Raw genomic sequence first — 23,271 nt, 5'->3', positions numbered from 1 at the left:
GGGCCGGAGGACTAGGGAATGGAAGGACATGACAAGCGTCTGACCAATTTAATATGGCGAAGCATGGGTGAGTCCATCGGGCTCAGCCTTGTTTTGTTTGGCGTCGTGGTCTACTTCCTGCAGTCCAGCGGTTATTTGCGGCCCTTCGAATCATGGCAGGTAGGCGTCCGGCTCAGCTTGACGCTCATCGTCATTGTGGCGGCGATCGGGGGCTCCTTCGGTCTGTGGTACAGCAGCCGGATGAAGCGGAGGCTCGAGCAAATCCGCGAGGTCATGCTGTCGCTGGAAAAAGGCAACCTGAGCCGCTCTGTGCCGCCGCTGGGCGAGGACGAGATCGGGCGCCTCGGGGAGCAGCTGAACAGCATTACGAAAAAGTGGGAAGAGCAGGTGTCCTCGCTGCAGCGTCTGTCCAATAACAATGCGCAGCTGGCGCAAAAGGCCAAATATTCGGCCATTGTCGAGGAGCGGCAGCGGCTTGCGAGGGAGCTTCACGATGCGGTAAGCCAGCAGTTGTTTGCGATTTCGATGACGGCGACGGCGGTCGGAAGAACGCTCGACAAGGACTTTGACAAAGCGCGGCGCCAAATTTTCCTGATCGAGGAGATGGCGTCGGTGGCGCAGTCCGAGATGCGCGCGCTGCTGCTGCATTTGCGCCCGGTGCATCTGGAGGGCAAGCGGTTGTCCGAAGGGCTCGTCGAGCTTACCCAGGAGCTGTCGGCCAAGGTGCCGATGGAGATCGATCTGGAGCTGACGGAAGAAATCAAGCTGCCCAAGGGTATCGAGGATCATTTGTTCCGGATTACGCAGGAGGCGATGTCCAACGCGCTGCGGCATTCGAAGGCAAGCAAGCTGGAGGTGCGGCTGACGAAGCCGTCGGAGGGCACGGTCCGGCTGATGATCCGGGATAACGGGGTAGGCTTTAACATGGATGAAAAAAAGCAGGCGTCGTATGGTATACTGACCATGAAGGAGCGGGTTAACGAAATTGGCGGCTCGCTCAATCTGATTACGGCGCCGGGCAAAGGAACGCGAATTGACATCCGCATTCCGATACTGGTGGAAGGAGGGGACTCCATTGGAGGAGACAACGATTAATGTGCTGCTCGTGGACGATCATGAGATGGTGCGCATCGGTCTTGCGGCCGTGCTCAGCACAGAGGAGGATATCGAGGTCGTAGGCGAGGCGAGCAGCGGCCAGGAAGGCATCCGGCTGGCGCTGGAGTACAGACCCGATGTCGTGCTGATGGATCTGGTCATGGAAGGCATGGACGGCATCGAGACGACACGGCGGCTGCTGCAGCAGCATCCGGATTGCAAGGTGATTGTGCTGACAAGCTTTATCGACGATGAGAAAATATATCCCGTCATCGAAGCGGGCGCGTTCAGTTACCTGCTCAAAACGTCGCGCGCCGCAGAGATCGCCCAAGCGATCCGTTCCGCGATGAAAGGGCAGTCCGTGCTGGAATCGCAGGTCGCTTCCAAGCTGATGAACCGCTTCCGCCAGCCGAAGCAAGCGGCTCAGCCACATGAGGAGCTGACCGACCGCGAGATGGAGGTGCTGCGTCTGATCGCAGCCGGCAAATCCAATCAGGATGTGGCCGATGAGCTGTTCATCGGCGTGAAGACGGTGAAGTTCCATGTCACCAACATTCTCGCCAAGCTGGGCGTCGAGGACCGCACGCAAGCGGCGATTTATGCGTTCAAGAATGGACTAGCGGAGTAACCGTACCGATAACGAATCCTTGCATTGCCTGTACATGCTGCGGGCTGCAAGGATTTTTTTGCGTCCGCGCATGCCGCTGGCGGCATCGCCGAGGAGATATTGGCCGGGCTGGGGTTATATCTTAAGTTTTTATGAAGGGTGAGAGATTGAGGCCCTTTCGTTCGTCTATAACATAGATAGACAGAGAACGGAGCGGAATTATCGATGAACGATCCTGTAAGCGACGAGCAGCTTGTCGCCGAAGCGCTGAGGGGAAACCGGGATGCCTTCGCCGAGCTGGTACATCGGTATAAACATAAAGTGTACGGCCTTCTGCGGGGGATGGGAGCGGGTGAAATGGACGCTCAGGACTTGGCGCAGGAGACGTTCCTCAAAGCGTATCGCGGGCTTGCCGGGCATGACTCGTCCAGAAGCTTCGCCTCCTGGCTCTATGCGATCGCGGCCAACGGGCTGCGGGATCATTGGAAAAGGAGACGCCCGTCGGCCGAGGCGGCGATTGCAGCGGAAACAAGCGGCGGGGAAAGTCCGGAGGACATTTATTTGCAGGCGGAGCGGCGCAGCGAGCTGCAAGAGCGGCTGAAGCGGCTTCCGGAAAATTACCGGATGGCGCTGCTGCTCCGGTACACGAACGATTTGACCTATGAGGAAATTAGCGGCATTCTGGCCGTTCCGATCGCCAAAGTACAGAACGATCTCCATCGGGCGAAAAAGCGGTTGAAGCAAGTGATCACGGAAGAAGAGGGGGCGGCGGTGCATGAAATGCTTAAACAGCGCTGAGATCGAAGATTACATCCTGCAGCTGCCGATGCCTGCAGAGCAGCGGGAAGCCGCGGCGCGGCATATCGCATCATGCGCGCGTTGCACGCTGCTGTTCGAAGCGGAGCTGGATGAGCAGGCCCGCGCCGCCGAAGCGTTATTCGCCGATGAGCTGCCGGCTTCGTTCACAGCCGACGTGATGGCGAAGCTGGATCTGGAGCGGGAGCTGCCTGCGGGTGACCCTGTTCCGGTTCGGACGCGCAAGCCGCGGCTTCGATGGAAACGCGCCGCGGCCGTCGCATCCGTGGTGCTCGCCGTAGGCGCTTTTGCCGCTTATTCGAGCCCGACGCTGGCCGATCTGGTGCGCTCGTTATTTTCCCAGGCGACGGTAGATTACGGGCTTCTGCAAGCCAAAGAGCTCGGACTCGTCAGCAATCCGAACGTGACGGTGAAGGATAAAGGCTTCACGATCCGCATCAACGAAGCGGTTGCGGATCCGGCGCGCGTCGTTATGGCTTTGCAGCTGTCCGGGCCGGACGGAAAGAACCTGCACGACCGTCTGTCGCTTGGCGAGCCGAATCGGATCGTCGTTAAAGACGATCAAGGCCGCGAGATCGGACGGCTTCACGATGTCGGCATGACCGATGCGTTCTATATGCTGATCGGCTACTTTGCCGAACCGACGTCCGCCGATCATATTACGGTGGAAGGGACGATTCGCCGGCTGGGCAATGAGATGCTGCGCATCCCCTACGTCGAAGGAAATTGGGACTTTTCGTTCGACGTCGATCTGCGGCAGGCGAAAGCGCAGACGAAAGTCATTCCGCTGCATGGCGAATACACGGCGCCAGACGGTATGACCATTCGGCTGAAACGTCTGATTCGCACGGTGCAGGGCGTCCGGCTCGAACTGGATACGGAGCTCGATGCGCAAGCATTGGCGCGTTCGCCGGGAGAGCTGTGGAAGCAGCAAGGCTTACGGTTTCATTTTGAAGATGGGGCGGGCCAAGAGATTCACAGCGTGAACAGCCGGAAAAGCCCGTTTCTCGCCAGCTTGATGAGCTCCACGCAGACGGCGGATGCCCGCACGGGGCTTATGCATATGTCGTATACGTTCCGGTATTTGCCTCCCGGAGAAAATTATAGGTTCGTTCTGGATGGTTATTTCGTGGCCGAGAACAGTGGATCTTCGCTCGATTTCAAGCCGATTACCTTGAAGGAGCATCCGGCTCTGTTTAACGATGCGGGCGACGAGTTGCGGCTTACGGGCTTCGAAATGGATGCCAGCCAGGATAATCCGCGCATCAAGGATGTCGAAGGCGTGCTGCGGGTACAAGGGGGATTTGCCAATGAGTTTCACCGCGATCAGTGGGTCGTGCGCGATCCGCAAGGAAACGAATACGCGATTCAGATGAGAGGCGTCTCTTTGATGGGAGAAAAAATCGTGCTGGAACATGAATCGGCCGGAAAAGATTATGCTTTCCGGATTCGCGGATTACGAACGATTCCGGATCGCCTCACGCTTGTCCGCAAGGTGATCGATAGAACATATTCCAACGTCGGCTGGTCTGTCGAGATCAAGGAAAAGGAGTGAAGCGGGCGATGGGTTACGCGCTGCAAGAACGGGAACGGCAAAGGACGCTAGCTTTCGGGGAGAAAGCGGATATGCTGAAGGAGCATGAAGTGTACTGCTACCAGGTCGCGTATTACTTGCTGCAAGACGAGGATAGCGCACGGCTGGCCGCCGAGCGGACGCTGCTCGCCTTGTATCCGCGCTGCGACTTTTACATGCTGCCGGAGAAGGAACGCCAGGCTGCGGTCAAAGCGGAGGCGGTCCGGCAATCGCTCCAGGTCAAGCTTCTTAGGCGAAGCGCGGCAGGCGATGGACGGCTGGATTTCAGCAAATGAAAGTGAAGATACCGGAGTGCCGGATGCCGGGTCTTGTGCCGAAAGAAGGGTTATGTCGGCGGATACATGCGGCGTATGCCGATGATGCATCGGTTGACAGTGCGCGGGAGGATGAAGTATGATGATGTATCCCCTTTAAAAGGAGTACTGTCATGAACTGGATTCAATGGGTCGTGATCGCCATCGTTGTTATCATCTGCATTCTTTTCATGGCGTTTGTCGGCAAAAAATATTTGAAGTGACAGCCTGAACCATCTGTCCTTTCGTTTCATACGATAATGTACTTCGTGGAAACGGCAGGAAAGGCGGTCCTCCGAATGATCCGTAAGCGAATTCCCAAAAAGGACGACGGCATCCTATTCGAGCTGGTGGATAAGCTGCTGCTCCCTTATGCGAGACAGACGATGCCCGAGCTTCGTTTGAGCATGCCCATCATCCGCAAGCGTTTGAACCGCTGCATGACGTATGTCGACGCTTCTTCCGGAGGGCAGGCGATCGGATTCGTATCGCTCAAGCCCGAGAAGGATATTTTGTTCGTCGATATGCTGGCCGTTAACCCCAGGTATCAAGGCGCGGGGGTCGGCAGCCGGCTGATGCGGCAGGCGGAGCGGGTGGCTGAGCTGCAGGGCAGCGGCAGCATCCAGCTGTGGGTCGACGATATAAACGGAAACGCGCAGCGGTTTTATATGCGTCACGGCTTCGAGCCGGTTCATTATGATCCGCGTCTGCGCTGTTACTTGATGGCCAAACGTTTGCGTTAAGGCGTTACAATAAATCGACAAGCACCCCCGCCATTGAATTTCAATGGGCTGGCGGTGCTTGTTTCGTTTGTGTGGGTAGGGTGGCTATGGCGGCTTCGCGAAAAAGTAAGTCGTATGGCACGCAAGCCGTTCAATTCAATGCGTACACCCGGGCAACCATCGGCAGTTCAAGCGCAATGGCACTGCTGAACGGACGAAATCCGGGGAATACGGCCGGTCCCAAAGGTCCAGAGGTCTTCACGGACGGTTTCGCTTTGCGGGACGCGCCTTTCTTGGATTGTGACGACGTCTTGCCCGCCTTGGCGCTTGCTGCGGCATCCTCGTTCAATATTAATGTTTGCCCGTCGACACGGCTTAACGTTCCGAAAATTTCCGAGCCGTCCATCAAAAATATACATACGGGCTTTCCGTAAAATGGCTTGCACTTTTCCGCACTGATCGGATAAATCGCTCTCATCGCATGTTCGCCTCCGCAAGAGTTTACTTTCTGCTTTCAGACTATGCTACGCCGCGTCCGTTGCCTAGACGAATGTCCCGGTCGCTGCGCCCATTTTCTAGGTATAAGCCCCGCGGGCTTGGGCATACTGTTTGATAGATTGATAGATTCGGAAACGGAGTGATAGCGCGTGCGGACTTCATGGACAAGAACGGCAGGTATACTGGTGCTGCTCGGGATAATCGGCTTGTGGCTGCTGCAGGCTGGGCACGGCATGGCGGAACCTGGGGCCGGCGCTGCCTCCGACACGGTGAAGCTGCTGCAGACGGCGGCGCAGAGCATGTCCGCCCAAACGCCCGTTCGTCTGGTGCTGAAGAAGACCGGCCCGTACCGTCCGTACGCAAATGATGAAGAGCTGCTTCGCTTCGGGCAGGAGTGGAGCCGGGCGCTGGGAATGCCGGCGCTGGATGCGCTGACGGAGCAGCAGGGGGAACGCGTGTACCGGCAGGAGCGGTTGATGGCGGAGGGCTGCGTGCAGTCGCTGCTGCTCACCTCGCGTGGCGAAGGATCATCCTACGCGATCGTGAAGACGGAATGCGCGGCGGTGCAGTCGGCCGAGCTGACGTCGAAAGCAGCCTTCTTGCAGGATGCGCTGGAGCGGCAGACAGCGAAGCTCCGCTTTGGCGGCATATGGAACGTGATGGCGCAAGGACTGCTGGCCGAGCAGTCGGCCGAAGGCGCACAGGAAGCGTTTCGGACGATACAGGGGCAACTGGCGGCCAAAGCGGTGGAGAGGTATGAGGATGCGGGGACGGTCAGCGTCTCGTATACGTCGGATGTCCTGAGCCAGTCGGTGGACAGCGGCGCGCACCGCATTCATCTGCAGGCGGCGATTCATCGGGATTCGCTTACAAAAGCATGGCGTTTGACGATCGGCACACCGGTAATTACGACTGAGTATTGAATCTCGCTGCGCTTTTCGTTATGCTATAGAAATAACTAGGCATCAGGAAAGCTTTGGCAGTTCGTGATTACCAAAAAATGATAAGGAAAGAATGATGATACAATGTCAAACGCCGTATACTTAATTTTTGGCGCGACCGGGGACTTGGCCCGGCGCAAGCTGTTTCCCGCATTTTACGCCCTTTATCGCGAGCGGAAGCTCGGCGACCGCTTTGCCGTGATCGGTCTCGCCCGCCGTCCGCGGACGAACGAGCAGTTCCGTGACGATCTGTACGAGTCGATTCAGGAATTCGCCCGTTACAACGTAACGAAGGACGAGCAGTGGTCTTCGTTTGCGGAGCATTTCGAATATATGTCTCTCGATATTAACAATGTGGATGGATTCAGACAGCTGAGCGAGCTGACGGGCACGCTGGACGCGAAATTCGAAATCGGCGGCAACCGGTTGTATTATTTGGCGCTTGCCCCGGAGCTGTTCGGCAGCGTATCGCATAACTTGCAGGCGGGCGGATTGCTGGAAGCCGGCGGATGGCACCGTCTCGTCATCGAGAAGCCGTTCGGCTACGATTTGCCGTCGGCGGAGAAGCTGAATGCGGAAATCCGCCAAGTGTTCGAGGAGAAGGATGTTTACCGGATCGACCATTACCTCGGCAAAGAGATGGTTCAGAACATCAATGTCGTTCGTTTTGCGAACGCGTTTTTCGAGCCGCTCTGGAACAACAAGTACATTTCCAATATTCAAATTACGCTCAGCGAAACCGTCGGCGTAGAAGACCGGGGCGGCTATTACGACCGGTCCGGCGCGCTGCGGGATATGGGGCAAAACCATATGCTGCAGATGCTGGCCGTCATGGCCATGGAACCGCCAAGCCGCATGCACCCGGAGGACATTCGGGATGAGAAGGTGAAGGTGTTCCGTTCGCTGCGCGGCTTCCAGTCGCCTGCGGAAGTGCGGGCCAATACCGTGCGCGGGCAATACATCTCCGGCACGACGAAGGGCAAGCCGGTTCCGGGATATCGCGAAGAGGAGTCCGTCAATCCCGAATCGACGACGGAAACGTATTTTGCCGCCCGCGTGTTCGTCGATAATTTCCGCTGGGCGGGCGTACCGTTCTATATCCGCACGGGCAAACGCCTTCCGGTGAAAACGACCGAAGTGGTCATTGAATTTAAAAATGTGCCGAACAACGTCTATTTGTCGCGTAAACATAAGCTGGAGCCGAATTTGCTCGTGTTCCGCGTCAATCCGATGGAAGGCATTTACTTTAAGATGAACGCTAAGCAGCCGGGTTCCGAAGGAGCGATCGTTCCTGTGGCGATGGACTTTTGCCAAAGCTGCCAAGTCGGCCTGAATACGCCGGAAGCTTACGAGCGTCTGCTGTACGATGCGGCGCGCGGAGACTCGACGTACTTCACCCGCTGGGACGAAGTGGCGCTTGCATGGAAGTATGTCGATAAAATCGCCTCCGCTTGGGGCGAGCGCACGGAAGATTTGCATCTGTACGGCGCAGGAACATGGGGGCCGGAGCGCGGCTCGCAGCTGCTCGCCGAGGACGGCTTCCGCTGGTGGCCGGTCAACGGGCAGGATGAGGGCGAAGTCGCTTGGGAATTTACACAGGTCCACAAGTAAAAGAAGCGCAGCAGCATGGCGCGGCCATGCAATGCCCGAGTCTTATTGAAAAGAATAAAGCCATATATACGAAGGTAGGGTATCCGCCGGAGGAGCGATAGCGTTCGACAGCGGCGATCGGAAGCGGATAACCCGCCCCCTCGTACTAGGAGGTAACCGCATGTTCAAGCTGTACGACATATCCATGACGGTCAGCACGTCCGTTCAAGTGTGGAAAGACAAGGACGCGAAACGGCCGACGTTTACGAATACGAGCAACTTCCAAACCGGCACGACATACGAATCTCGCATCAGTCTTGATGCGCATACGGGAACGCACCTGGACGCGCCGCTGCATATGCTGGAGAACGGGGCGACGATCGAGTCGATTCCGCTGAGCGATCTGATCGGCACGGCGCGGGTGCTCGATTTGACCCACGTGAAGTACGAGATTACGCGTAGCGATCTGGAGCCGTTCGCGATTCAGAAGGGCGAATGGATTTTGTTCAAAACGCGCAATTCGGACAACGAGAGCCCGAATTTCGACGTCGACTTTGTTTTTCTGCGTGCCGACGGCGCACAGTATTTGGCCGAGATCGGGATTAAGGGCGTCGGCACAGATGCGCTCGGCATCGAAAGATCGCAGCCGGAGTATCCGACGCATCGTTCGCTCATGCGGAATAACGTGCTGATTCTCGAGGGGCTGCGTCTCAAGGATGTTCCGGCGGGCAGTTACTTTTTCGTACTGGCGCCGCTGAAGCTTGAGGGCATCGAGGCGGCACCGGCTCGGGCGTTTTTGCTCGGATCGTAACATCTTGCATATCAAGAGGAAGAGGGGCTGGAACCAGCCTCTTTTTTCGTTCCCCAAGGCTGGCGGCGGGCCAGGGTTAATTTTTGAGCGGGAGTAGGCAAGAGGGCTACCTGCGCGATATAATGTAAGGATGGGGCGATCCTAGAAAGAGAGTTCAGGGGGCATTATTCTTCATGTCAAGACGCGCATTTATTCGTTGGATGCTTGCACTGCTGGTCATGATCGGCGCTGCCGCAACCGCATTATGGAAACTGCTTGAAGCATCAGTTGCCAAACAAACAAGCGGAGGCGCAGCCGCAGGCGCGAATCCGGGCGTGACCGCACCGAAGTCCGAGCCCGCAGAGGAGAAAGCACCGGAGAAGCCTGTCGATCCTACCGTGCCGCTGTTTTCGTACTTCATCATCAGCGATCTGCACATATCGCAAGACGACCCGAATACGATCAAACATTTGAAGGAAGCGCTCGAGGATATGAAGCAGTTCGAGTCTCCGATCGAGGCGCTGGTCATGACGGGCGATTTGACGGAGTACGGCCGGGAGAAGGATTATAAGGACTTGCGGAACATTTTGTCCGAATACAAGCTTCCGCCCATGTATGCGAATATGGGGAATCACGATTATTACGACATATGGATCGATAAAAACGGCTGGTTCAACAAGGACACGATGCCTAACAGCAAGACCGATTGGCAGTCCCGCGAACGGTTCCAGAAGTTTTGGGGACTCGATAAGCCGTATCACGATGCCACGGTGAAAGGATATCATCTGATCTTGATGTCCCAGGAAACGTACGTTCAGGAAAAGCCGGAGGTCGGCGAAGGCGCGTGGTATTCGGATGAGCAGCTCGAATGGCTGAAGGAACGGCTAGCCTCGCACAAGGACGGCAAACCGGTGTTTGTAATGACGCATCAGCCGCTGCCGCCGGCAGGTCAAGATGGAGGCTCGCACTCGCTCATTCCGGCCAAGAAGTTCCGCGAGATTTTGAAGCCGTACAATAATGTTTTTGTATTTTGCGGCCATCGTCATCAAGATTTTATCGGAACTATGGAACACTATGTAAAAGATAGCGCAGGCTTCCACTACTTTCATAACTCGTCGGTCGGTCGGGTGTTGAACCGAAGCTATCAGAACGCGGCCAAAGAACGGTCGCAAGGGCTGTACGTGCAAGTATACTCGGACCGGGTGACGCTGCGCGGCAGAGAATTTTCAGACCGCACTTGGATTAAAGAAGCCGATTGGACGGTCAAACTCGTATAAGAAAGGAATTTCATCACCATGAGCACCGGATTATCCGAAACATTAAAGCAAGAGGTACTGAAGCGGCGTACCTTTGCGATCATATCGCACCCTGATGCAGGGAAAACGACGTTGACCGAAAAGCTGCTGCTGTTCGGGGGGGCGATCCGGCTTGCCGGGACGGTCAAAGGACGGAAAGCAAGCCGCCACGCGACGAGCGACTGGATGGAGATCGAGAAGCAGCGCGGGATCTCCGTCACGTCGAGCGTCATGCAGTTCGATTATAACGGACATCGGGTTAATATTCTCGATACGCCGGGTCACCAGGACTTCAGCGAAGACACGTACCGGACGCTGACGGCTGCCGACAGCGCCGTCATGCTGATCGACTCGGCCAAAGGGGTCGAGACGCAGACGAAGAAGCTGTTCCAGGTATGCCGCAAGCGGGGGATCCCGATCTTTACGTTCATCAACAAGCTGGACCGCGAAGGGCAAAATCCGTTCGATCTCCTTGAGGAGCTGGAGCAGGTGCTCGGCATCCGCTCGTATCCGATGAACTGGCCGATTGGGATGGGCAAGCAATTTTGCGGCGTATACGACCGCAAGCAGACGCAAGTGGAGCTGTTCCAGGGCGACGATCACCGGGAGATCAAAGTACGCAAAGTAAGCGGCTATGACGATCCGATCGTCAAGGAAATCGCGGGCGAGTTTTTTTACGATCAGCTCGTGCAGGATCTGGAGCTGCTTGACGTAGCGGGCGACGAGTTCGATTTCGAGAAGGTGCGTTCCGGTGAGCTGACGCCGGTATTTTTCGGCAGCGCGATCAACAACTTCGGCGTACAGACGTTCCTGGAGAACTTCCTGCAGCTTGCGCCGACGCCGACGCCGCGCAAGAGCAACGAAGGCATGATCGAGCCGCTCAACGAGAAGTTTTCCGGCTATATCTTCAAAATTCAAGCGAACATGAACCCGGCGCACCGCGACCGCATCGCTTTCCTGCGCATCTGCTCGGGCAAATTCGAGCGCGGGATGTCCGTGAAGCATGTGCGTGTGGGCAAAGATATCAAATTGGCGCAGCCGCAGCAGTTTCTCGCGCAGGACCGCGATATTGTCGAGGATGCGTACCCTGGCGATATTATCGGTCTGTTCGACCCGGGCATCTTCCGCATTGGCGATTCGCTCAGCCAAACGGGCGGTGTGGAATTCGACGAGCTGCCGACGTTCTCGCCGGAACTGTTCTCCAAAGTAACGGTGAAAAACGCGCTGAAGCATAAGCAGTTCCAGAAGGGCGTCGATCAGTTGACCGAGGAGGGCACGATCCAGGTATTCAAGACGATCGGCTTCGAGGATATGATCTTGGGCGTTGTTGGGCAGCTGCAGTTCGAGGTGTTCGAATACCGGATGAAGGCGGAGTACGGTGTGGAAGTGCAGTTGTCGCGCATGAGCTACCAATTCGCGCGCTGGCTTGTCGGCGACGACATCGACCCGGGCAAATTCCGCATCAATTCGCAGCTCGTGAAGGATAAGAAGGACAATTACGTCGCGCTGTTCGAGAACGAATATGCGCTGCGCACGGCCATGGAGAAAAATCCGAATATGAAATTCCTGGAGATGGCCCCGTAAGCTACACGGTCATCCAGCCGGGCCTTATACAAAACCCCATCCCGCGATGGTACCGCGCCTTTCACGGTTAGATTTGCTTCTAACCGTAGAGGGCGTTCACATGCGGGATGGGGTTTATTTGACGATGCGCGGCATGCCGCCGGATTACGTACCCGGTCCGAGAGCGATTGGGCCATCGGCCGGCGCCCCCAGCTCCGCCCTTGGCAGCGTAATCGTGAACGTCGAGCCGATGCCTGGCGTGCTTTCCGCTACGATGGTGCCGCCGTGCGCTTCCACGAGCTGCTTGACGATCGATAGTCCGAGGCCGGTTTCGCTGCTAGCTTTGGTGCGGGAGGGGTCGGCCTTGTAGAACCGCTCCCAGATGAGCCGCAGTTCTTCTTTGGACATACCCCGCCCGGTGTCGGCAATCTCGATGATCGTCGATTGCTCCGTTTCGCGACCTGTCAGACAAATCGTGCCGTATTCCGTAAACTGAATCGAGTTTTTAACGAGATTAATAAAAATTTGCATCAGCCGGTCGTAATCCCCGTACACGAGAAGCTCCGGCGCGCATTCGATCTGAATCCGCAGCTTTTTCTCCAGAACGAGCACCTCAAGCGCCTCGGACACAATTTCGAACAGCTCGCCGAGCGGCGTGCGCTGCTTATGCAGTGTAATCATGCCGCCCTCGATTTTTTCCACATCGAGCAGTTCGTTAATGAGGCGAATGAGGCGGAACGTTTCTTTTTCAATAATGCCGTAATACTTATGCCGTTCTTCCGAAGCGTTAACCAGCCCGTTCTTCAATCCTTCGATAATGCCCCGGATGGACGTGAGCGGCGTACGCAGCTCATGGGTCATATCCATGATGAAGTGGCTGCGGCGCATCTCGAATTGCTGCAGCTTGCTGGACGTGATCTCGAGCTGGTGCGCCATCGAGTTGAAGTCGCTGGCCAGATCCCCCAGCTCGTCGGAGCGCTTCACGGGCGAACGGGCCGCATAATCGCCGGCCGCGATTTGCCGGGTCGTCTGCCGGAGGGAGCTGATGCTCCGGCTCAGGCTGCGCGAGACGAACAAGCTGACGACGACGGCGAGCAGGAAGATGAAAATCGCCATATAGACCAGCGCTTTATTCAGCGTCTGCACGGCGGTCTGGATCCCTTTGAGCGGCGAAATGACGAACAGGTAAAAGTCGCCTCGCGCGCCTTTCGTCCGTATCGGCTTGAAAATGACGACCAGCGGGTCCTCCGTATTGCGCTGAATAATGAAGCTTTCGTTTTCTTTGGCACCGAACATTTTCAGCTTCAGGCTATCGAGGAACGCTTTGGAACGCATGGCGCTCGGCATGCGCGGATCGCGAAAGACGAGCTGTCCCGATTTGTCCAGCAGAATGAAGGTGATTTTCCGTTCCACGAGCAAATTCCGGAACGATTGCAGCGCCGCCGCGTGCTCTTCTTCCTCTTTGACCAACGTTCTTGTAACCGCTTTAGAGACGCTGACCAGCTCGTCGGTTTCCAGCTTGTAAATGTACTGCTTCATAAAATAGGTGAAGCCGAAAAAGAGCGGCACCAGAATAAGCAAGGAAATAATGAGATGACTGAGAAACTGGCGCTGAAAAAAAGTGAAACGGTAGCGGAACGGCCTTCGTTTCTTGCTCATCCGTTATTCCTCCAGTTTATACCCGACGCCCCATACAGTAATGATGAGCGGGTGCTCCGCTGTAGATACTTTATTGCGCAGACGTTTGATATGGACGTCGACGGTTCGTTCTTCGCCTACGTAATCGAAGCCCCAGATGCTTTCCAGCAGCTGTTCTCTCGTGAACACGCGTTTCGGATACCGGACGAACAGCGACAGCAGCTCGAATTCTTTCGGCGTCAGATGGGTGATCGTCATGCTGCCGATCGTTGCCGTTCGCGAAGACAGGTCGACGACAATATTTTTGTACCGCAGCTGCTCGTCCTTGCTCGAATCGATCGTATATGGATCCGCCTCGGGAGGACGCTCCGCCGTACCGCTTCCGCGCTGGTAGCGGCGCAGCACCGCCTTCATGCGGGCGATCAGCTCCATCGGGCTGAACGGCTTCGTCACGTAATCGTCGGCGCCGAGCTCCAGACCGAGAATGCGGTCCTGTTCCTGGTCCCGCGCGGTCAGCAGAATGACGGGCGTCTCGAAGCGGCGGCGAATGTCGCGGCAGAGCGCGATGCCGTCCTTGCCGGGCAGCATCCAATCCAATATGATGAAGTCCCATGCTTGCTGCTCGAGCTGCGCCTCGGCCGACAAACCGTCGTAGACGAAGGTCGTTTCATATTTTTCTTTTTGAAAAAAAAGTTGAAGCATTTCACATACCGAACGATCATCTTCTGCCACCAACAGCTTCATCCGGCCACACTCCCACGTATCAAATGGCTTCATTTAAATCAAGCATATCCGCTTCGGCTACCGTTGGCAAGACGAAAACCATGGGGTATGGTGAAAAGTTGCATCGTCCGCTACGGTGCCGTGATGAAGGGAGACTTATATCCGGTGCACGCGAATCCCAAGCCAGCTTCGGCGCTGCGCAGAGGTCGGCCGAACCTGGAGTCGGCGGGGCGCTGCGCCAACAAGAAGATTGACACCGTGCATTGCCCATGAGATAATGAACGCGCGTACATAATGGGAATAACAGCCAAATATAATAAGAGATGAGGGGGTGGAGTTCATCGTTACCCGAAAGGAAGTCGCTGAGTTAGCGGGGGTATCCGAGGCGACCGTTTCCCGCGTCATGAGCGGCGTAGGCCCGATCAAAGCGGAAACGAGACAGCGGGTCCTTGAGGCAGCCCAGAGCTTGAACTATCATCCGAACGCGATCGCTCAGAGCTTCGCCCGCCGCCGCAGCGGCAATGTGGGCGTAGTGCTTCCTTACGTGCCGAAAGTGCATATATTCTCCACTTATTATTTCTCGGAAGTGTTAAGCGGGATCGGCCAGCAGGTGAAGGAGATGGGCTACGACATGCTTCTCATGTTCCGGACGCCCGGTGTAGAAAGCGATTACATGCGTATTTTCCGATCGCAAAAGGTCGATGCCTGCATCATTCTCGGCGCAACGGATACGCCGGGAGAACGCGAAGAACTGAGAACGATGGCGGAAGCAGGTCTGCCGTTTTGTCTGGTCAATCAGCATTTTGCCGGCGAGCGCTTCCCGGAGATCGATGCCGATCATACCGAGGGCAGCTACCGCGCCGTACGTCATCTGATCGGCAAGGGATACCGGCACATTGCATTCCTGAATGGCTCGCCGCAGTATTCGAACAGCGGCGACCGTCTTCGCGGCTATGTGCAGGCGATGCAGGAAGACGGACTCTTGCCGGAAGCGGAAGCAGGTGAAGACGTCATCGGCGCGGGAGCGGTTCCGCCGCACTGGTACTACGAAGGCAACTACAGCCGTACAAGCGGATACAAGGCGGCCGCCGAAATGGTCCGGAATCGGGAGCGGATCGATGCGGTGTTCGCTTCGAACGATCGGATGGCGATCGGCCTGATGCAAGGACTTCGGGAGCACGGGATTGTGCCGGGCCGCGATATTGCGATCGTCGGCTATGACGATTCGGAAGCCGCCCGTGTGACGGACCCGCCGCTGACGAGCGTCGCGGTGCCGTTCTACGAAATGGGGCGGCTGGCGGCGGAGAGCGTGCTGACCCGTGCGGCCGGCGGCAGCCAGACCGGGGAAGAGGCGTCGCCCGTATCCATCAAGCTTGAAACGAAGCTGGTCGTAAGACAATCGTGTGAACGGTAACGCCGGGCCGCCGCTGCGGCTCTGGCCATAAATCCGCGAGGAGGCGAGCGCAGTTGAAACAAGTTCGTGTGGGGATGATCGGCTATAAATTTATGGGCAAGGCGCACAGCCATGCGTACCGCGATGTGCCGATGTTTTTTCCGAAGGTGGCTAAACCGGTCATGAAAGCGATTTGCGGGCGCAGCGCGGAAGGGGTGCGGCAGGCTGCGGAGCAGTTCGGCTGGGAAAGCTGGGGCACCGACTGGAGGGAGCTTGTGCAGCGCGACGATATCGACCTGATCGACATCAACGCGCCGAGCGATGCGCATAAGGAAATTGCGCTTGCGGCGGCGGCGGCCGGCAAGCATGTGTTCTGCGAGAAGCCGCTGGCGCTGACGCTGGCCGATTCGCGCGAGATGCTGCAGGCAGCCGAAGCGGCGGGCGTCAAGCATATGGTCGGCTTCAACTACCGGTTCGCTCCGGCGGTTCAGCTCGCGAAGAAGCTGATCGAAGAAGGCCGCCTCGGCCAAATCTACCATTTCCGCGCCTGGTTTTTGCAGGACTGGATCGTCGATCCGCAGTTTCCGCTTGTCTGGCGGCTGCAAAAAGAGATCGCCGGCTCCGGCTCGCATGGCGATTTGGGTGCGCATCTGATCGATCTGGCGCATTTTCTCATCGGCAACCTGACCGAGGTGATCGGGATGAGCGAGACGTTCATCAAGGAACGTCCGCTGCCATCTTCAATGACGGGTCTGAGCGCCAAGGGGAGCGGCGATGCGGCGAAAGGCCCCGTAACGGTCGACGACGCTACATTGTTCATGGCGCGTTTCGAGAGCGGCGCGCTCGGCAGCTTCGAGGCGACGCGGTTCGCGCCGGGCCATCGCTGCACGAACGCATTCGAGATTAACGGCAGCAAAGGAAGCGTGAAATTCGATTTCGAGCGGATGAACGAGCTGCAGGTATATTTTACAGGCGACGCGGACGACGTGCAGGGCTTCCGGCGTGTGCTCGCCACAGACCCGGCGCACGCGTATGCCGACGCTTGGTGGCCGCCGGGTCATACGATCGGCTACGAGCACACGTTCATTCACGAGACGGTCGAGCTGATGCAAGCGATCGAGGAGGGCCGCCAGCCGGTGCCGAATTTCGCGGACGGCGTCAAATGCCAGCAGGTGCTTGAGGCCGTCGATTGGTCGATCGAGCAGCGCCGCTGGGTACGGATCGAGGAACTATAAACGAAGCGAGGAGCGTGATCGGGATGAAGCGGGCGTTGATTGTATGGGGAGGCTGGCTCGGCCATGAGCCGAAGGAAGTCGCTGACATCTTCCATGAAGTACTCGGGGAACAAGGTTTCGAGGTCGAAGTGTCCGATACGCTGGATGCGTTCAACGATAAGGAGAAGCTGCTGGCGCTCGACCTGATCGTGCCGGTATGGACGATGGGCAAAATATCCAAAGAACAGGCTGGCAACGTCTCAGCTGCTGTTCAGAGCGGGGTTGGCATCGCCGGCTGCCACGGCGGCATGTGCGACGCGTTCCGGGATAACGTCGACTGGCAGTTCATGACAGGCGGTCAATGGGTAGCGCATCCGGGGAATGACGGCGTCGAATATGCGGTGAATATCAAGTACAGCTCCAGCTCACTGCTGGAAGGGATCGAAGATTTCGACGTAAGAAGCGAACAGTATTACCTCCATGTGGATCCGGCCGTCGAGGTGCTGGCAACGACGCGGTTTCCGGTCGTACAGGGACCGCACTCGCTCAATAAAGCGGTCGATATGCCAGTCGTCTGGACGAAGCGTTGGGGCGTGGGGCGCGTATTTTACTGCTCCCTCGGCCATAAAGCGAACATCGTGGAGATGCCTCCGGTGAAAGAAATCATGCGCCGAGGCTTCGCATGGTGCGCGGAAGGCAAGACGGCCGCGGAAGCTTCCAGGCGGCAGCAAGCGGCGAAAGCGGCATATACGGGCATGGGCGACAGCCAATAAACGCGGGAGAGGGAGACCTTACGGATGAAACCAATCAAAGTGGGGATTGTCGGCTGCGGCAAAATCAGCGGCGCGTATTTTAAAAACTTGAAATCGTATAGCGCCGTTGAGGTCGCGGCCTGCTCTGATCTGGATCTGGGCCGTGCCGCCGCCAGCGCCGAAGAATACGGCGTACCGAAAGCATGCTCGGTTGCGGAATTGCTTGCCGACCCGGCGATCGACCTCGTGATCAATCTCACGATACCGGCGGCGCATGCGGACGTGTGCCTTCAAGCGCTTGAAGCCGGCAAGCATGTATATGTAGAGAAGCCGCTGGCCGTCACGCGCGAGGAAGGGCAGGCGATTCTCGCGAAGGCGGCGGAGCAGCGGCTGCTCGTCGGCAGCGCTCCGGATACGTTCCTCGGCGGCGGCATCCAGACATGCATCAAGCTGATCGACGACGGCTGGATCGGCACACCGGTGGCAGCGACCGCTTTCATGATGGGCCGGGGGCATGAGCACTGGCATCCCGATCCCGAGTTCTACTACGCCAAGGGCGGCGGTCCGATGTTCGATATGGGTCCGTACTACTTGACGGCGCTGGTCGCGATGCTCGGACCGATTGCGCGCATCACAGGGTCGACGAAGATGACATTCCCGGAACGGACGATTACGAGCGAGAAGAAATTCGGCAAAACGATCCAAGTGGAAACACCGACGCATGTGGCAGGCATCATGGATTTCCACAGCGGGGCGATCGGGACGATCATTACGTCCTTTGACGTGTTTGGCGGCGCGCAGCTTCCGCGGATCGAAATATACGGAAGATTGGGCACACTGAGCGTTCCGGACCCGAACACGTTCGGCGGCCCGGTTCTGCTGAAGCGCCATGACGCCAAGGAATGGAAGGAAATGCCGCTGACCCATGGGTATACCGACAACAGCCGGGGGCTGGGCGTGCTTGATATGGCTTATGCGATTCGCGGCGGCCGGATCAACCGGGCCTGTGGCCAGCTCGCGTATCACGTGCTTGAAGCGATGCATGCGTTCCACGATGCGTCGGACGAAGGCAGGCACTATGCGATGAAAAGCAGCTGCGAGCGTCCGGCGCCCATGCCGCAAGGTCTCGTACGCGGCATCCTGGATTGAACGCAAAGAAAAAGCGCAAGGCTTCGGTGAAGGCCTCGCGCTTTTTCTTTGCACTGTGCGGCTGCAGGTCGGCTATGCCAAATGCTCCTTGAGCGTCGTGACCATCTGGTCCTGCAAGCCGGCTTCGCTATGCTTCCAAATGATTTCAAAAAGAACGCCGAGACCGGGTAGCACGCGTTCTTCTCCGTCGATGGAGTCCTCGATCACGTCCTGAAGTTCTTCGTTATTTTTATCCTGCATGCGTTGAATAATGGCTTGTCTCAAGTTTAGGTTCATGCTCGGCCCTCGCTTTATGTTGGTTCGTCTACCTTATTGCGGCAGTTCACTCCATTATTATGCGCGGGTTCTCTTTTTTTCATGCTTGCTTGTTCCCGCCGCTTTCGTCCAGGCCTGGCCGTTGCAGCGATTTTTGTGCTTGCTCGGCCCGACTGTTATAATAGTCCCGAAGGGAGATGAGCGGCGGTGAAAAAACAATTTGCAGTCATCGGCCTGGGCCGGTTCGGGTTCAGTGTAGCCAAAACGCTGGCGAACTTCGACTTTGAAGTGCTGGCCATCGACAGCAGCGAGCAGCGCACACAAGAGGCGTCGAACATCGTTACGCATGTGGTGCAGGCGGATTCGACCGATGAGGAAGCGCTGCGCGCCCTCGGATTGCGCAACTTCGATGTGGTGGTTGTGGCGATCGGACAGGACATTCAGGCGAGCATCCTGACGACGATTATCGTGAAAGAGATCGGCGTGCCGAAGGTCGTCGTGAAGGCGCAGAACGAGCTGCACGGCAAAGTGCTCAAAAAAGTGGGCGCCGACAAGGTCATCTATCCCGAGCGCGATATGGGCATGCGGGTGGCGCATCATCTCGTCTCATCGAATATTATCGATTATATCGAGCTGTCGGACGATTACAGTATTGTCGAAATCGCCGCAACCCACGCGCTGATCGGCAAAAACTTGCGCCAGCTCGACATCCGGGCCAAATACGGCTGCAACGTTATGGCCGTGAAGAACGGGGATAAAATGAATATCGCTCCGCATGCGGAGGATCTGATACAAGAGGGCGACGTACTGGTCGTCGTCGGGAAAAATACGGATTTGCAGCATTTTGAAGTAACATTTGCCGAGTAAACGAACGGAATAGGGGTACGGACATTACATGGAAAAGTCAGGGAAACAACAAGCGGTGCTCACGTCCGTTCATAACGAACGCGTGAAACAATGGACGCAGCTGCTGGACCGCAAGGGGCGTGATAAGCAGGGGCGTTTTCTCATCGAGGGCATTCATTTGGCCGAGGAGGCGCTCCGCAGCGACGTGCCGCCGGAGGTGCTGGTATATTCTGCAGAGCGGGCGGAAGCTTCGCTGCGCTTGCGGAAAGAAGCGGCGGCGCTCGGCATTGAATGCGTGGCGGTCATGGAATCGGTGCTGGCGAAGTGCACCGATACGGAATCGCCGCAGCCGGTGTTCGCGGTCGTGCCGAAGCTGCCATGGCGTCCGGCGGACCTGCTTGCCGCAAGCGAGAAGGGCGGTCTCGTCGCCGTTATTGACGGGATGCAGGACCCTGGCAATCTTGGGACGATCATTCGGAGCGCCGATGCCGTCGGAGCCTCTGGCGTATTGCTGGGCAAAGGTACGGTCGACTTGTATAATCCGAAGACGGTCCGTTCCACGATGGGGTCACTGTTTCATCTGCCGATCGTGCAGGGCGATCTGCAGGAATGGCTGCCGCAAGCAGCAAGCCGTGGGGTGAAGGTCGTATCCACCCGTTTGGAGGATGCGGTCAGCATGTACGAATACGACTTTCGACAGCCGACCTGGTTCGTCATCGGCAACGAAGGGCAGGGCGTGTCGGCCTCCGTGCAGCAGCTGGCGCAGCATCATGTGCGCATTCCGATGCAAGGGCGTACCGAGTCGCTCAATGCCGCGATGGCCGCGACAGTCGTGCTGTTCGAAGCGATGCGGCAGCGGGGGGGGGGAACGAAACAATATTCGTGATACTGATCTAATAATAACATTTCATCGAAAATGCGAGCTCGCATAGCCCTCAGGCTTCTTGCGCGCTTTTTTGCGTTAAAAGAAGTTCATTCTGTACAAGTAGAACCCATGATGTTCGGGGCATAACATGCGAAGGATAGCAGATATTTCCTGTTTGCAGATACACGAACCGAGCTGTTGGAGAAGAACATGATGATAAACACAGTTTATCCAAATTGATGCGATTAACGTTCAATCGGCAGCAGACCCTGGGGCAGTAGTTTTTTGAAAAATCCGCTTGACCTGGAGCATACTCCAAGGATTAAGGTTGGGATGTGCAGCGATGCTGCATCGTTGAAAGGAGGGCTTCAAGCTGTTGACTGGACAGACCTTTACTATTGCGGAAGCCGCGGAAATGACCGGACTTAGTCTCGATACGCTCCGTTATTACGAGAAAATCGGATTGATCGCTTCTCCGAAACGCGGTGCCGGCGGGCAACGAATGTACAGCAGCGAAGATGTGGGAAAAATCCAGTTTGTTACGTATCTCAAGCGAACGAACATGCCACTCAAAAAAATCCTTGCGTACGTTCAATCCTATAACAAACAGGATGAAGACTCTTGCTATGCTTTGCTCGATGAACACCGGGCGTCAATCGAGTGCCAGCTGACCGAATTGAACACAACGCTTCAGTTAATCAAGTACAAGCTTGAACATTTTCAGGAAATTAAAGACGGTACAACAAAAGGAGGCACATTGTGATGGATAAAGCAAACTTGGAAAGAACGTCCCAACGGCCGCTCCATACCGGTTACGGACCGCGCACCACGGCAGAGGAAGTGATCGGGCATGTCGACTTGAACGGAAAAATTGCCATTGTCACGGGCGGTTACTCCGGTCTAGGACTGGAAGTTTCCCGAGTGCTTGCCAAGGCTGGCGCCCATGTCATCGTCCCCGCGAGATCGCTGAAAAAAGCGGAAGCCGCCGCAGCGTCCATCCCGGGAGTGGAGCTAGCGGAGCTGGATCTGGCGGATCCTGCCTCCATCGATCGGTTTGCCCGCACGTTCGAAAGATCCGGACGTCCGCTGCACATCTTGGTGAACAGTGCCGGCATTATGGCCATTCCGGAGCAGCGTGACGGCAGAGGGTACGAGCTTCAATTCGCCACCAACCATTTGGGACACTATCAGCTCACGGCAGGGCTGTGGCCGGCGTTGCAGCGCGCGAACGGCGCACGTGTCGTCTCCGTTTCTTCTGGCGGACACCGATTGGGTGACATCAACTTCGAAGATCCGAATTTTAGGAGCCGATCCTACGAGAAATGGGAAGCTTACGGACAATCGAAAACGGCGAATGCGCTCTTTGCCCTGGAATTGGACAGGAAGGGGGCCGTTCACCATGTACGGGCGTTCTCGGTTCACCCCGGTTCTATTGTAACGGATCTGTCCCGCCATTTGTCCGATAACGAGATGAAGGCCATGGGGGCGCTTGACGAACAGGGGCAGCGTACTTTTACCAAAATGACAGAAGAACACAAAACGATTCCCGAAGGAGCGGCCACGATCGTCTGGTGTGCCGTAAGCAAGCAGTTGGACGGCAAGGGGGGCGTTTATTGTCAAAATGCTGACATTGCTCCGGCGGTGCCCAAGGAACAAATTCATGAGTCCGGCCTAACCGGCGTATGGCCCTGGGCCATGGATGTACAAGCAGCCGAGCGGCTCTGGCAACTGAGCGAGAAACTGACGGGGGTCTCATTTCGAATCTGAATTGTCGAATGCGTAAACGGGGGGCTCGACTGAGGCTCCCCATTTCCTTAATATGTTCCTAGAGCATGCGTCCGCAACCATATTAGGGGTCCTCTTCGCAACTATCGCGTGCGTTTCGATATTGTAAGATGGTCAGCGGTCCTATACGCAAGGCACGATTTTACCGCATAAGCGGCCTATATTTCATTAAGGATCGTAAGAAGCGTGCTTCCTATTTTTGATTATGTTACAGATCAAAGTTCTCGCAACCAAACCAAAAAAATATTTACACTTGCATAACAAGAGCAAATATGATAAATTTCTAATTCCGGTCGTCGTTGTACTGAACAACGAGGCCAGTGAGGCAAGAGATGTTCTTCTGAGCTTGCAGGAATTGATCCAAAGTGCGGAAGATAATCACACTTGCATTACAAAAGTAAATGTGATATATTTCTTTACCTGGTCGTTATTGCTGTAAGCAGTGTTCGTTTCTGAGCTTGATGGACTATCCCAAGAATGGAAAACATTGCACTTGCATTGAAGATAGTAAATGTGATATATTACTTTCTTGTCGGCTGCTAACAGCGGCTGACGCAAACGATCACCAATTGCCCTTTGAAAACTGAACAACGAGTGAGTGAAATAGAGAATGCAAATTCTCGCTAGCAGTAAATTTTGAGCTCAATCAGCTTACATTATAGCGAACATGATCTTCGGATTATGCAAGCAATTTGTATCCATTTCGGTCTTCGGTCCGAAAAAGATACCTTAATGGAGAGTTTGATCCTGGCTCAGGACGAACGCTGGCGGCGTGCCTAATACATGCAAGTCGAGCGGACCCTTCGGGGTTAGCGGCGGACGGGTGAGTAACACGTAGGCAACCTGC

At 56.3% G+C, this 23,271-nt stretch carries 23 protein-coding genes and 1 rRNA gene; 20 read left to right on the top strand and 4 right to left on the bottom strand.

Annotation, left to right across the window (positions count from 1 at the left end):
• Positions 1 to 18: 18 nt before the first annotated feature.
• The 6 genes from KXG62_RS30480 (at position 19) to KXG62_RS30455 (ending at position 5,148) form a co-directional block, all read left to right on the top strand.
• A complete protein-coding gene (locus KXG62_RS30480; RefSeq protein ID WP_218095792.1) occupies positions 19 to 1,095 on the top strand; it encodes a sensor histidine kinase in 1,077 nt (358 codons plus the stop codon).
• Entirely contained in the window at positions 1,076 to 1,723 is a 648-nt protein-coding gene (locus KXG62_RS30475) for a response regulator (protein ID WP_218095791.1), read from the top strand. The genes KXG62_RS30480 and KXG62_RS30475 overlap by 20 nt, the downstream gene beginning before the upstream one ends.
• Before the next feature lie 204 nt (positions 1,724 to 1,927).
• The gene (locus KXG62_RS30470) at positions 1,928 to 2,500 is read left to right on the top strand and encodes an RNA polymerase sigma factor (protein WP_218095790.1); all 573 of its coding nucleotides are present in this window, start codon (positions 1,928 to 1,930) and stop codon (positions 2,498 to 2,500) included.
• Positions 2,478 to 4,073, top strand: a complete 1,596-nt coding sequence (locus KXG62_RS30465; RefSeq protein ID WP_218095789.1) for a DUF4179 domain-containing protein — start codon at positions 2,478 to 2,480, stop codon at positions 4,071 to 4,073. The genes KXG62_RS30470 and KXG62_RS30465 overlap by 23 nt, the downstream gene beginning before the upstream one ends.
• A gap of 8 nt (positions 4,074 to 4,081) precedes the next feature.
• On the top strand, positions 4,082 to 4,387 hold the full coding sequence (locus KXG62_RS30460; RefSeq protein ID WP_218095788.1) for a hypothetical protein: 306 nt from the start codon (positions 4,082 to 4,084) through the stop codon (positions 4,385 to 4,387).
• Positions 4,388 to 4,704: 317 nt separating this feature from the next.
• Positions 4,705 to 5,148, top strand: a complete 444-nt coding sequence (locus KXG62_RS30455; protein ID WP_218095787.1) for a GNAT family N-acetyltransferase — start codon at positions 4,705 to 4,707, stop codon at positions 5,146 to 5,148.
• A 130-nt stretch (positions 5,149 to 5,278) separates the two neighbouring features.
• On the opposite strand, the gene KXG62_RS30450 is transcribed toward KXG62_RS30455, so the two are convergent.
• Positions 5,279 to 5,605, bottom strand: coding sequence for a hypothetical protein (locus KXG62_RS30450; RefSeq protein WP_218095786.1), 327 nt, complete (start codon positions 5,603 to 5,605; stop codon positions 5,279 to 5,281).
• A 169-nt stretch (positions 5,606 to 5,774) separates the two neighbouring features.
• Here KXG62_RS30450 and KXG62_RS30445 point away from each other — a divergent pair, with 169 nt between their 5' ends.
• From KXG62_RS30445 to KXG62_RS30425, 5 genes are all read left to right on the top strand, one after another.
• Entirely contained in the window at positions 5,775 to 6,548 is a 774-nt protein-coding gene (locus tag KXG62_RS30445) for a YwmB family TATA-box binding protein (RefSeq protein ID WP_218095785.1), read from the top strand.
• Between the two features lie 102 nt (positions 6,549 to 6,650).
• A complete protein-coding gene (gene zwf / locus KXG62_RS30440) occupies positions 6,651 to 8,177 on the top strand; it encodes a glucose-6-phosphate dehydrogenase (protein ID WP_218095784.1) in 1,527 nt (508 codons plus the stop codon).
• Positions 8,178 to 8,337: 160 nt separating this feature from the next.
• Positions 8,338 to 8,967: a cyclase family protein gene (locus tag KXG62_RS30435; RefSeq protein ID WP_218095783.1), complete on the top strand. Its 630-nt coding sequence runs from the start codon at positions 8,338 to 8,340 to the stop codon at positions 8,965 to 8,967.
• A gap of 173 nt (positions 8,968 to 9,140) precedes the next feature.
• Positions 9,141 to 10,223 (top strand): metallophosphoesterase family protein, encoded by a 1,083-nt coding sequence (locus KXG62_RS30430; protein WP_218095782.1) that lies wholly within the window; start codon positions 9,141 to 9,143, stop codon positions 10,221 to 10,223.
• An 18-nt stretch (positions 10,224 to 10,241) separates the two neighbouring features.
• Positions 10,242 to 11,825, top strand: a complete 1,584-nt coding sequence (locus KXG62_RS30425) for a peptide chain release factor 3 (RefSeq protein ID WP_218095781.1) — start codon at positions 10,242 to 10,244, stop codon at positions 11,823 to 11,825.
• Positions 11,826 to 11,969: 144 nt separating this feature from the next.
• Here the strand turns inward: KXG62_RS30425 and KXG62_RS30420 are convergent, their stop codons facing one another.
• Both KXG62_RS30420 and KXG62_RS30415 read right to left on the bottom strand, forming a co-directional pair.
• A complete protein-coding gene (locus tag KXG62_RS30420) occupies positions 11,970 to 13,463 on the bottom strand; it encodes an ATP-binding protein (RefSeq protein ID WP_218095780.1) in 1,494 nt (497 codons plus the stop codon).
• A gap of 3 nt (positions 13,464 to 13,466) precedes the next feature.
• Positions 13,467 to 14,186, bottom strand: a complete 720-nt coding sequence (locus KXG62_RS30415) for a response regulator transcription factor (RefSeq protein ID WP_218095779.1) — start codon at positions 14,184 to 14,186, stop codon at positions 13,467 to 13,469.
• A gap of 310 nt (positions 14,187 to 14,496) precedes the next feature.
• Here KXG62_RS30415 and KXG62_RS30410 point away from each other — a divergent pair, with 310 nt between their 5' ends.
• Genes KXG62_RS30410 through KXG62_RS30395 form a run of 4 tightly spaced genes read left to right on the top strand, consistent with a single transcriptional unit; the run spans position 14,497 to position 18,673 of the window.
• A complete protein-coding gene (locus KXG62_RS30410; RefSeq protein WP_218095778.1) occupies positions 14,497 to 15,579 on the top strand; it encodes a LacI family DNA-binding transcriptional regulator in 1,083 nt (360 codons plus the stop codon).
• Positions 15,580 to 15,632: 53 nt separating this feature from the next.
• Positions 15,633 to 16,793, top strand: a complete 1,161-nt coding sequence (locus tag KXG62_RS30405; RefSeq protein ID WP_218095777.1) for a Gfo/Idh/MocA family protein — start codon at positions 15,633 to 15,635, stop codon at positions 16,791 to 16,793.
• 23 nt (positions 16,794 to 16,816) lie between these two features.
• On the top strand, positions 16,817 to 17,545 hold the full coding sequence (locus KXG62_RS30400; protein ID WP_218095776.1) for a ThuA domain-containing protein: 729 nt from the start codon (positions 16,817 to 16,819) through the stop codon (positions 17,543 to 17,545).
• 24 nt (positions 17,546 to 17,569) lie between these two features.
• Positions 17,570 to 18,673 carry a Gfo/Idh/MocA family protein gene (locus tag KXG62_RS30395; RefSeq protein ID WP_218095775.1) on the top strand — a complete coding sequence of 368 codons (1,104 nt, stop codon included), beginning with the start codon at positions 17,570 to 17,572 and terminating at the stop codon, positions 18,671 to 18,673.
• A gap of 72 nt (positions 18,674 to 18,745) precedes the next feature.
• Here the strand turns inward: KXG62_RS30395 and sspI are convergent, their stop codons facing one another.
• On the bottom strand, positions 18,746 to 18,949 hold the full coding sequence (sspI, locus tag KXG62_RS30390) for a small acid-soluble spore protein SspI (RefSeq protein ID WP_218095774.1): 204 nt from the start codon (positions 18,947 to 18,949) through the stop codon (positions 18,746 to 18,748).
• A 186-nt stretch (positions 18,950 to 19,135) separates the two neighbouring features.
• On the opposite strand from sspI, the gene KXG62_RS30385 reads away from it, so the two are divergent.
• The 5 genes from KXG62_RS30385 to KXG62_RS30365 form a co-directional block, all read left to right on the top strand.
• A complete protein-coding gene (locus KXG62_RS30385) occupies positions 19,136 to 19,795 on the top strand; it encodes a potassium channel family protein (protein ID WP_218095773.1) in 660 nt (219 codons plus the stop codon).
• A 28-nt stretch (positions 19,796 to 19,823) separates the two neighbouring features.
• The gene (locus tag KXG62_RS30380; protein ID WP_218095772.1) at positions 19,824 to 20,660 is read left to right on the top strand and encodes a TrmH family RNA methyltransferase; all 837 of its coding nucleotides are present in this window, start codon (positions 19,824 to 19,826) and stop codon (positions 20,658 to 20,660) included.
• Positions 20,661 to 21,015: 355 nt separating this feature from the next.
• Positions 21,016 to 21,402 carry a MerR family transcriptional regulator gene (locus tag KXG62_RS30375; RefSeq protein ID WP_246627716.1) on the top strand — a complete coding sequence of 129 codons (387 nt, stop codon included), beginning with the start codon at positions 21,016 to 21,018 and terminating at the stop codon, positions 21,400 to 21,402.
• Positions 21,402 to 22,406 (top strand): oxidoreductase, encoded by a 1,005-nt coding sequence (locus tag KXG62_RS30370; RefSeq protein WP_218095771.1) that lies wholly within the window; start codon positions 21,402 to 21,404, stop codon positions 22,404 to 22,406. Before KXG62_RS30375 ends, KXG62_RS30370 begins: the two co-directional genes overlap by 1 nt.
• A gap of 747 nt (positions 22,407 to 23,153) precedes the next feature.
• Positions 23,154 to 23,271: ribosomal RNA gene (locus tag KXG62_RS30365) — 16S ribosomal RNA — on the top strand; the annotation flags it as partial.

It is taken from the genome of Paenibacillus solanacearum (assembly GCF_910593845.1).
Classification (GTDB): Bacteria; Bacillota; Bacilli; order Paenibacillales; family NBRC-103111; genus Paenibacillus_G; species Paenibacillus_G solanacearum.
Note: the sequence above shows the minus strand (reverse complement) of the source record. Positions and strands in the feature narration are given on the sequence as shown.

What these genes read in the sequence shown, in the direction of transcription:
- KXG62_RS30480 (WP_218095792.1), top strand. Translation starts at nt 19, where the DNA reads ATGGAAGGACATGACAAGCGTCTGACCAATTTAATATGGCGAAGCATG.
- KXG62_RS30470 (WP_218095790.1), top strand. Translation starts at nt 1,928, where the DNA reads ATGAACGATCCTGTAAGCGACGAGCAGCTTGTCGCCGAAGCGCTGAGG.
- KXG62_RS30465 (WP_218095789.1), top strand. Translation starts at nt 2,478, where the DNA reads ATGAAATGCTTAAACAGCGCTGAGATCGAAGATTACATCCTGCAGCTG.
- KXG62_RS30460 (WP_218095788.1), top strand. Translation starts at nt 4,082, where the DNA reads ATGGGTTACGCGCTGCAAGAACGGGAACGGCAAAGGACGCTAGCTTTC.
- KXG62_RS30455 (WP_218095787.1), top strand. Translation starts at nt 4,705, where the DNA reads ATGATCCGTAAGCGAATTCCCAAAAAGGACGACGGCATCCTATTCGAG.
- KXG62_RS30450 (WP_218095786.1), bottom strand. Translation starts at nt 5,605, where the DNA reads ATGAGAGCGATTTATCCGATCAGTGCGGAAAAGTGCAAGCCATTTTAC.
- zwf (WP_218095784.1), top strand. Translation starts at nt 6,651, where the DNA reads ATGTCAAACGCCGTATACTTAATTTTTGGCGCGACCGGGGACTTGGCC.
- KXG62_RS30435 (WP_218095783.1), top strand. Translation starts at nt 8,338, where the DNA reads ATGTTCAAGCTGTACGACATATCCATGACGGTCAGCACGTCCGTTCAA.
- KXG62_RS30430 (WP_218095782.1), top strand. Translation starts at nt 9,141, where the DNA reads ATGTCAAGACGCGCATTTATTCGTTGGATGCTTGCACTGCTGGTCATG.
- KXG62_RS30425 (WP_218095781.1), top strand. Translation starts at nt 10,242, where the DNA reads ATGAGCACCGGATTATCCGAAACATTAAAGCAAGAGGTACTGAAGCGG.
- KXG62_RS30420 (WP_218095780.1), bottom strand. Translation starts at nt 13,463, where the DNA reads ATGAGCAAGAAACGAAGGCCGTTCCGCTACCGTTTCACTTTTTTTCAG.
- KXG62_RS30415 (WP_218095779.1), bottom strand. Translation starts at nt 14,186, where the DNA reads ATGAAGCTGTTGGTGGCAGAAGATGATCGTTCGGTATGTGAAATGCTT.
- KXG62_RS30400 (WP_218095776.1), top strand. Translation starts at nt 16,817, where the DNA reads ATGAAGCGGGCGTTGATTGTATGGGGAGGCTGGCTCGGCCATGAGCCG.
- KXG62_RS30395 (WP_218095775.1), top strand. Translation starts at nt 17,570, where the DNA reads ATGAAACCAATCAAAGTGGGGATTGTCGGCTGCGGCAAAATCAGCGGC.
- sspI (WP_218095774.1), bottom strand. Translation starts at nt 18,949, where the DNA reads ATGAACCTAAACTTGAGACAAGCCATTATTCAACGCATGCAGGATAAA.
- KXG62_RS30380 (WP_218095772.1), top strand. Translation starts at nt 19,824, where the DNA reads ATGGAAAAGTCAGGGAAACAACAAGCGGTGCTCACGTCCGTTCATAAC.
- KXG62_RS30370 (WP_218095771.1), top strand. Translation starts at nt 21,402, where the DNA reads ATGGATAAAGCAAACTTGGAAAGAACGTCCCAACGGCCGCTCCATACC.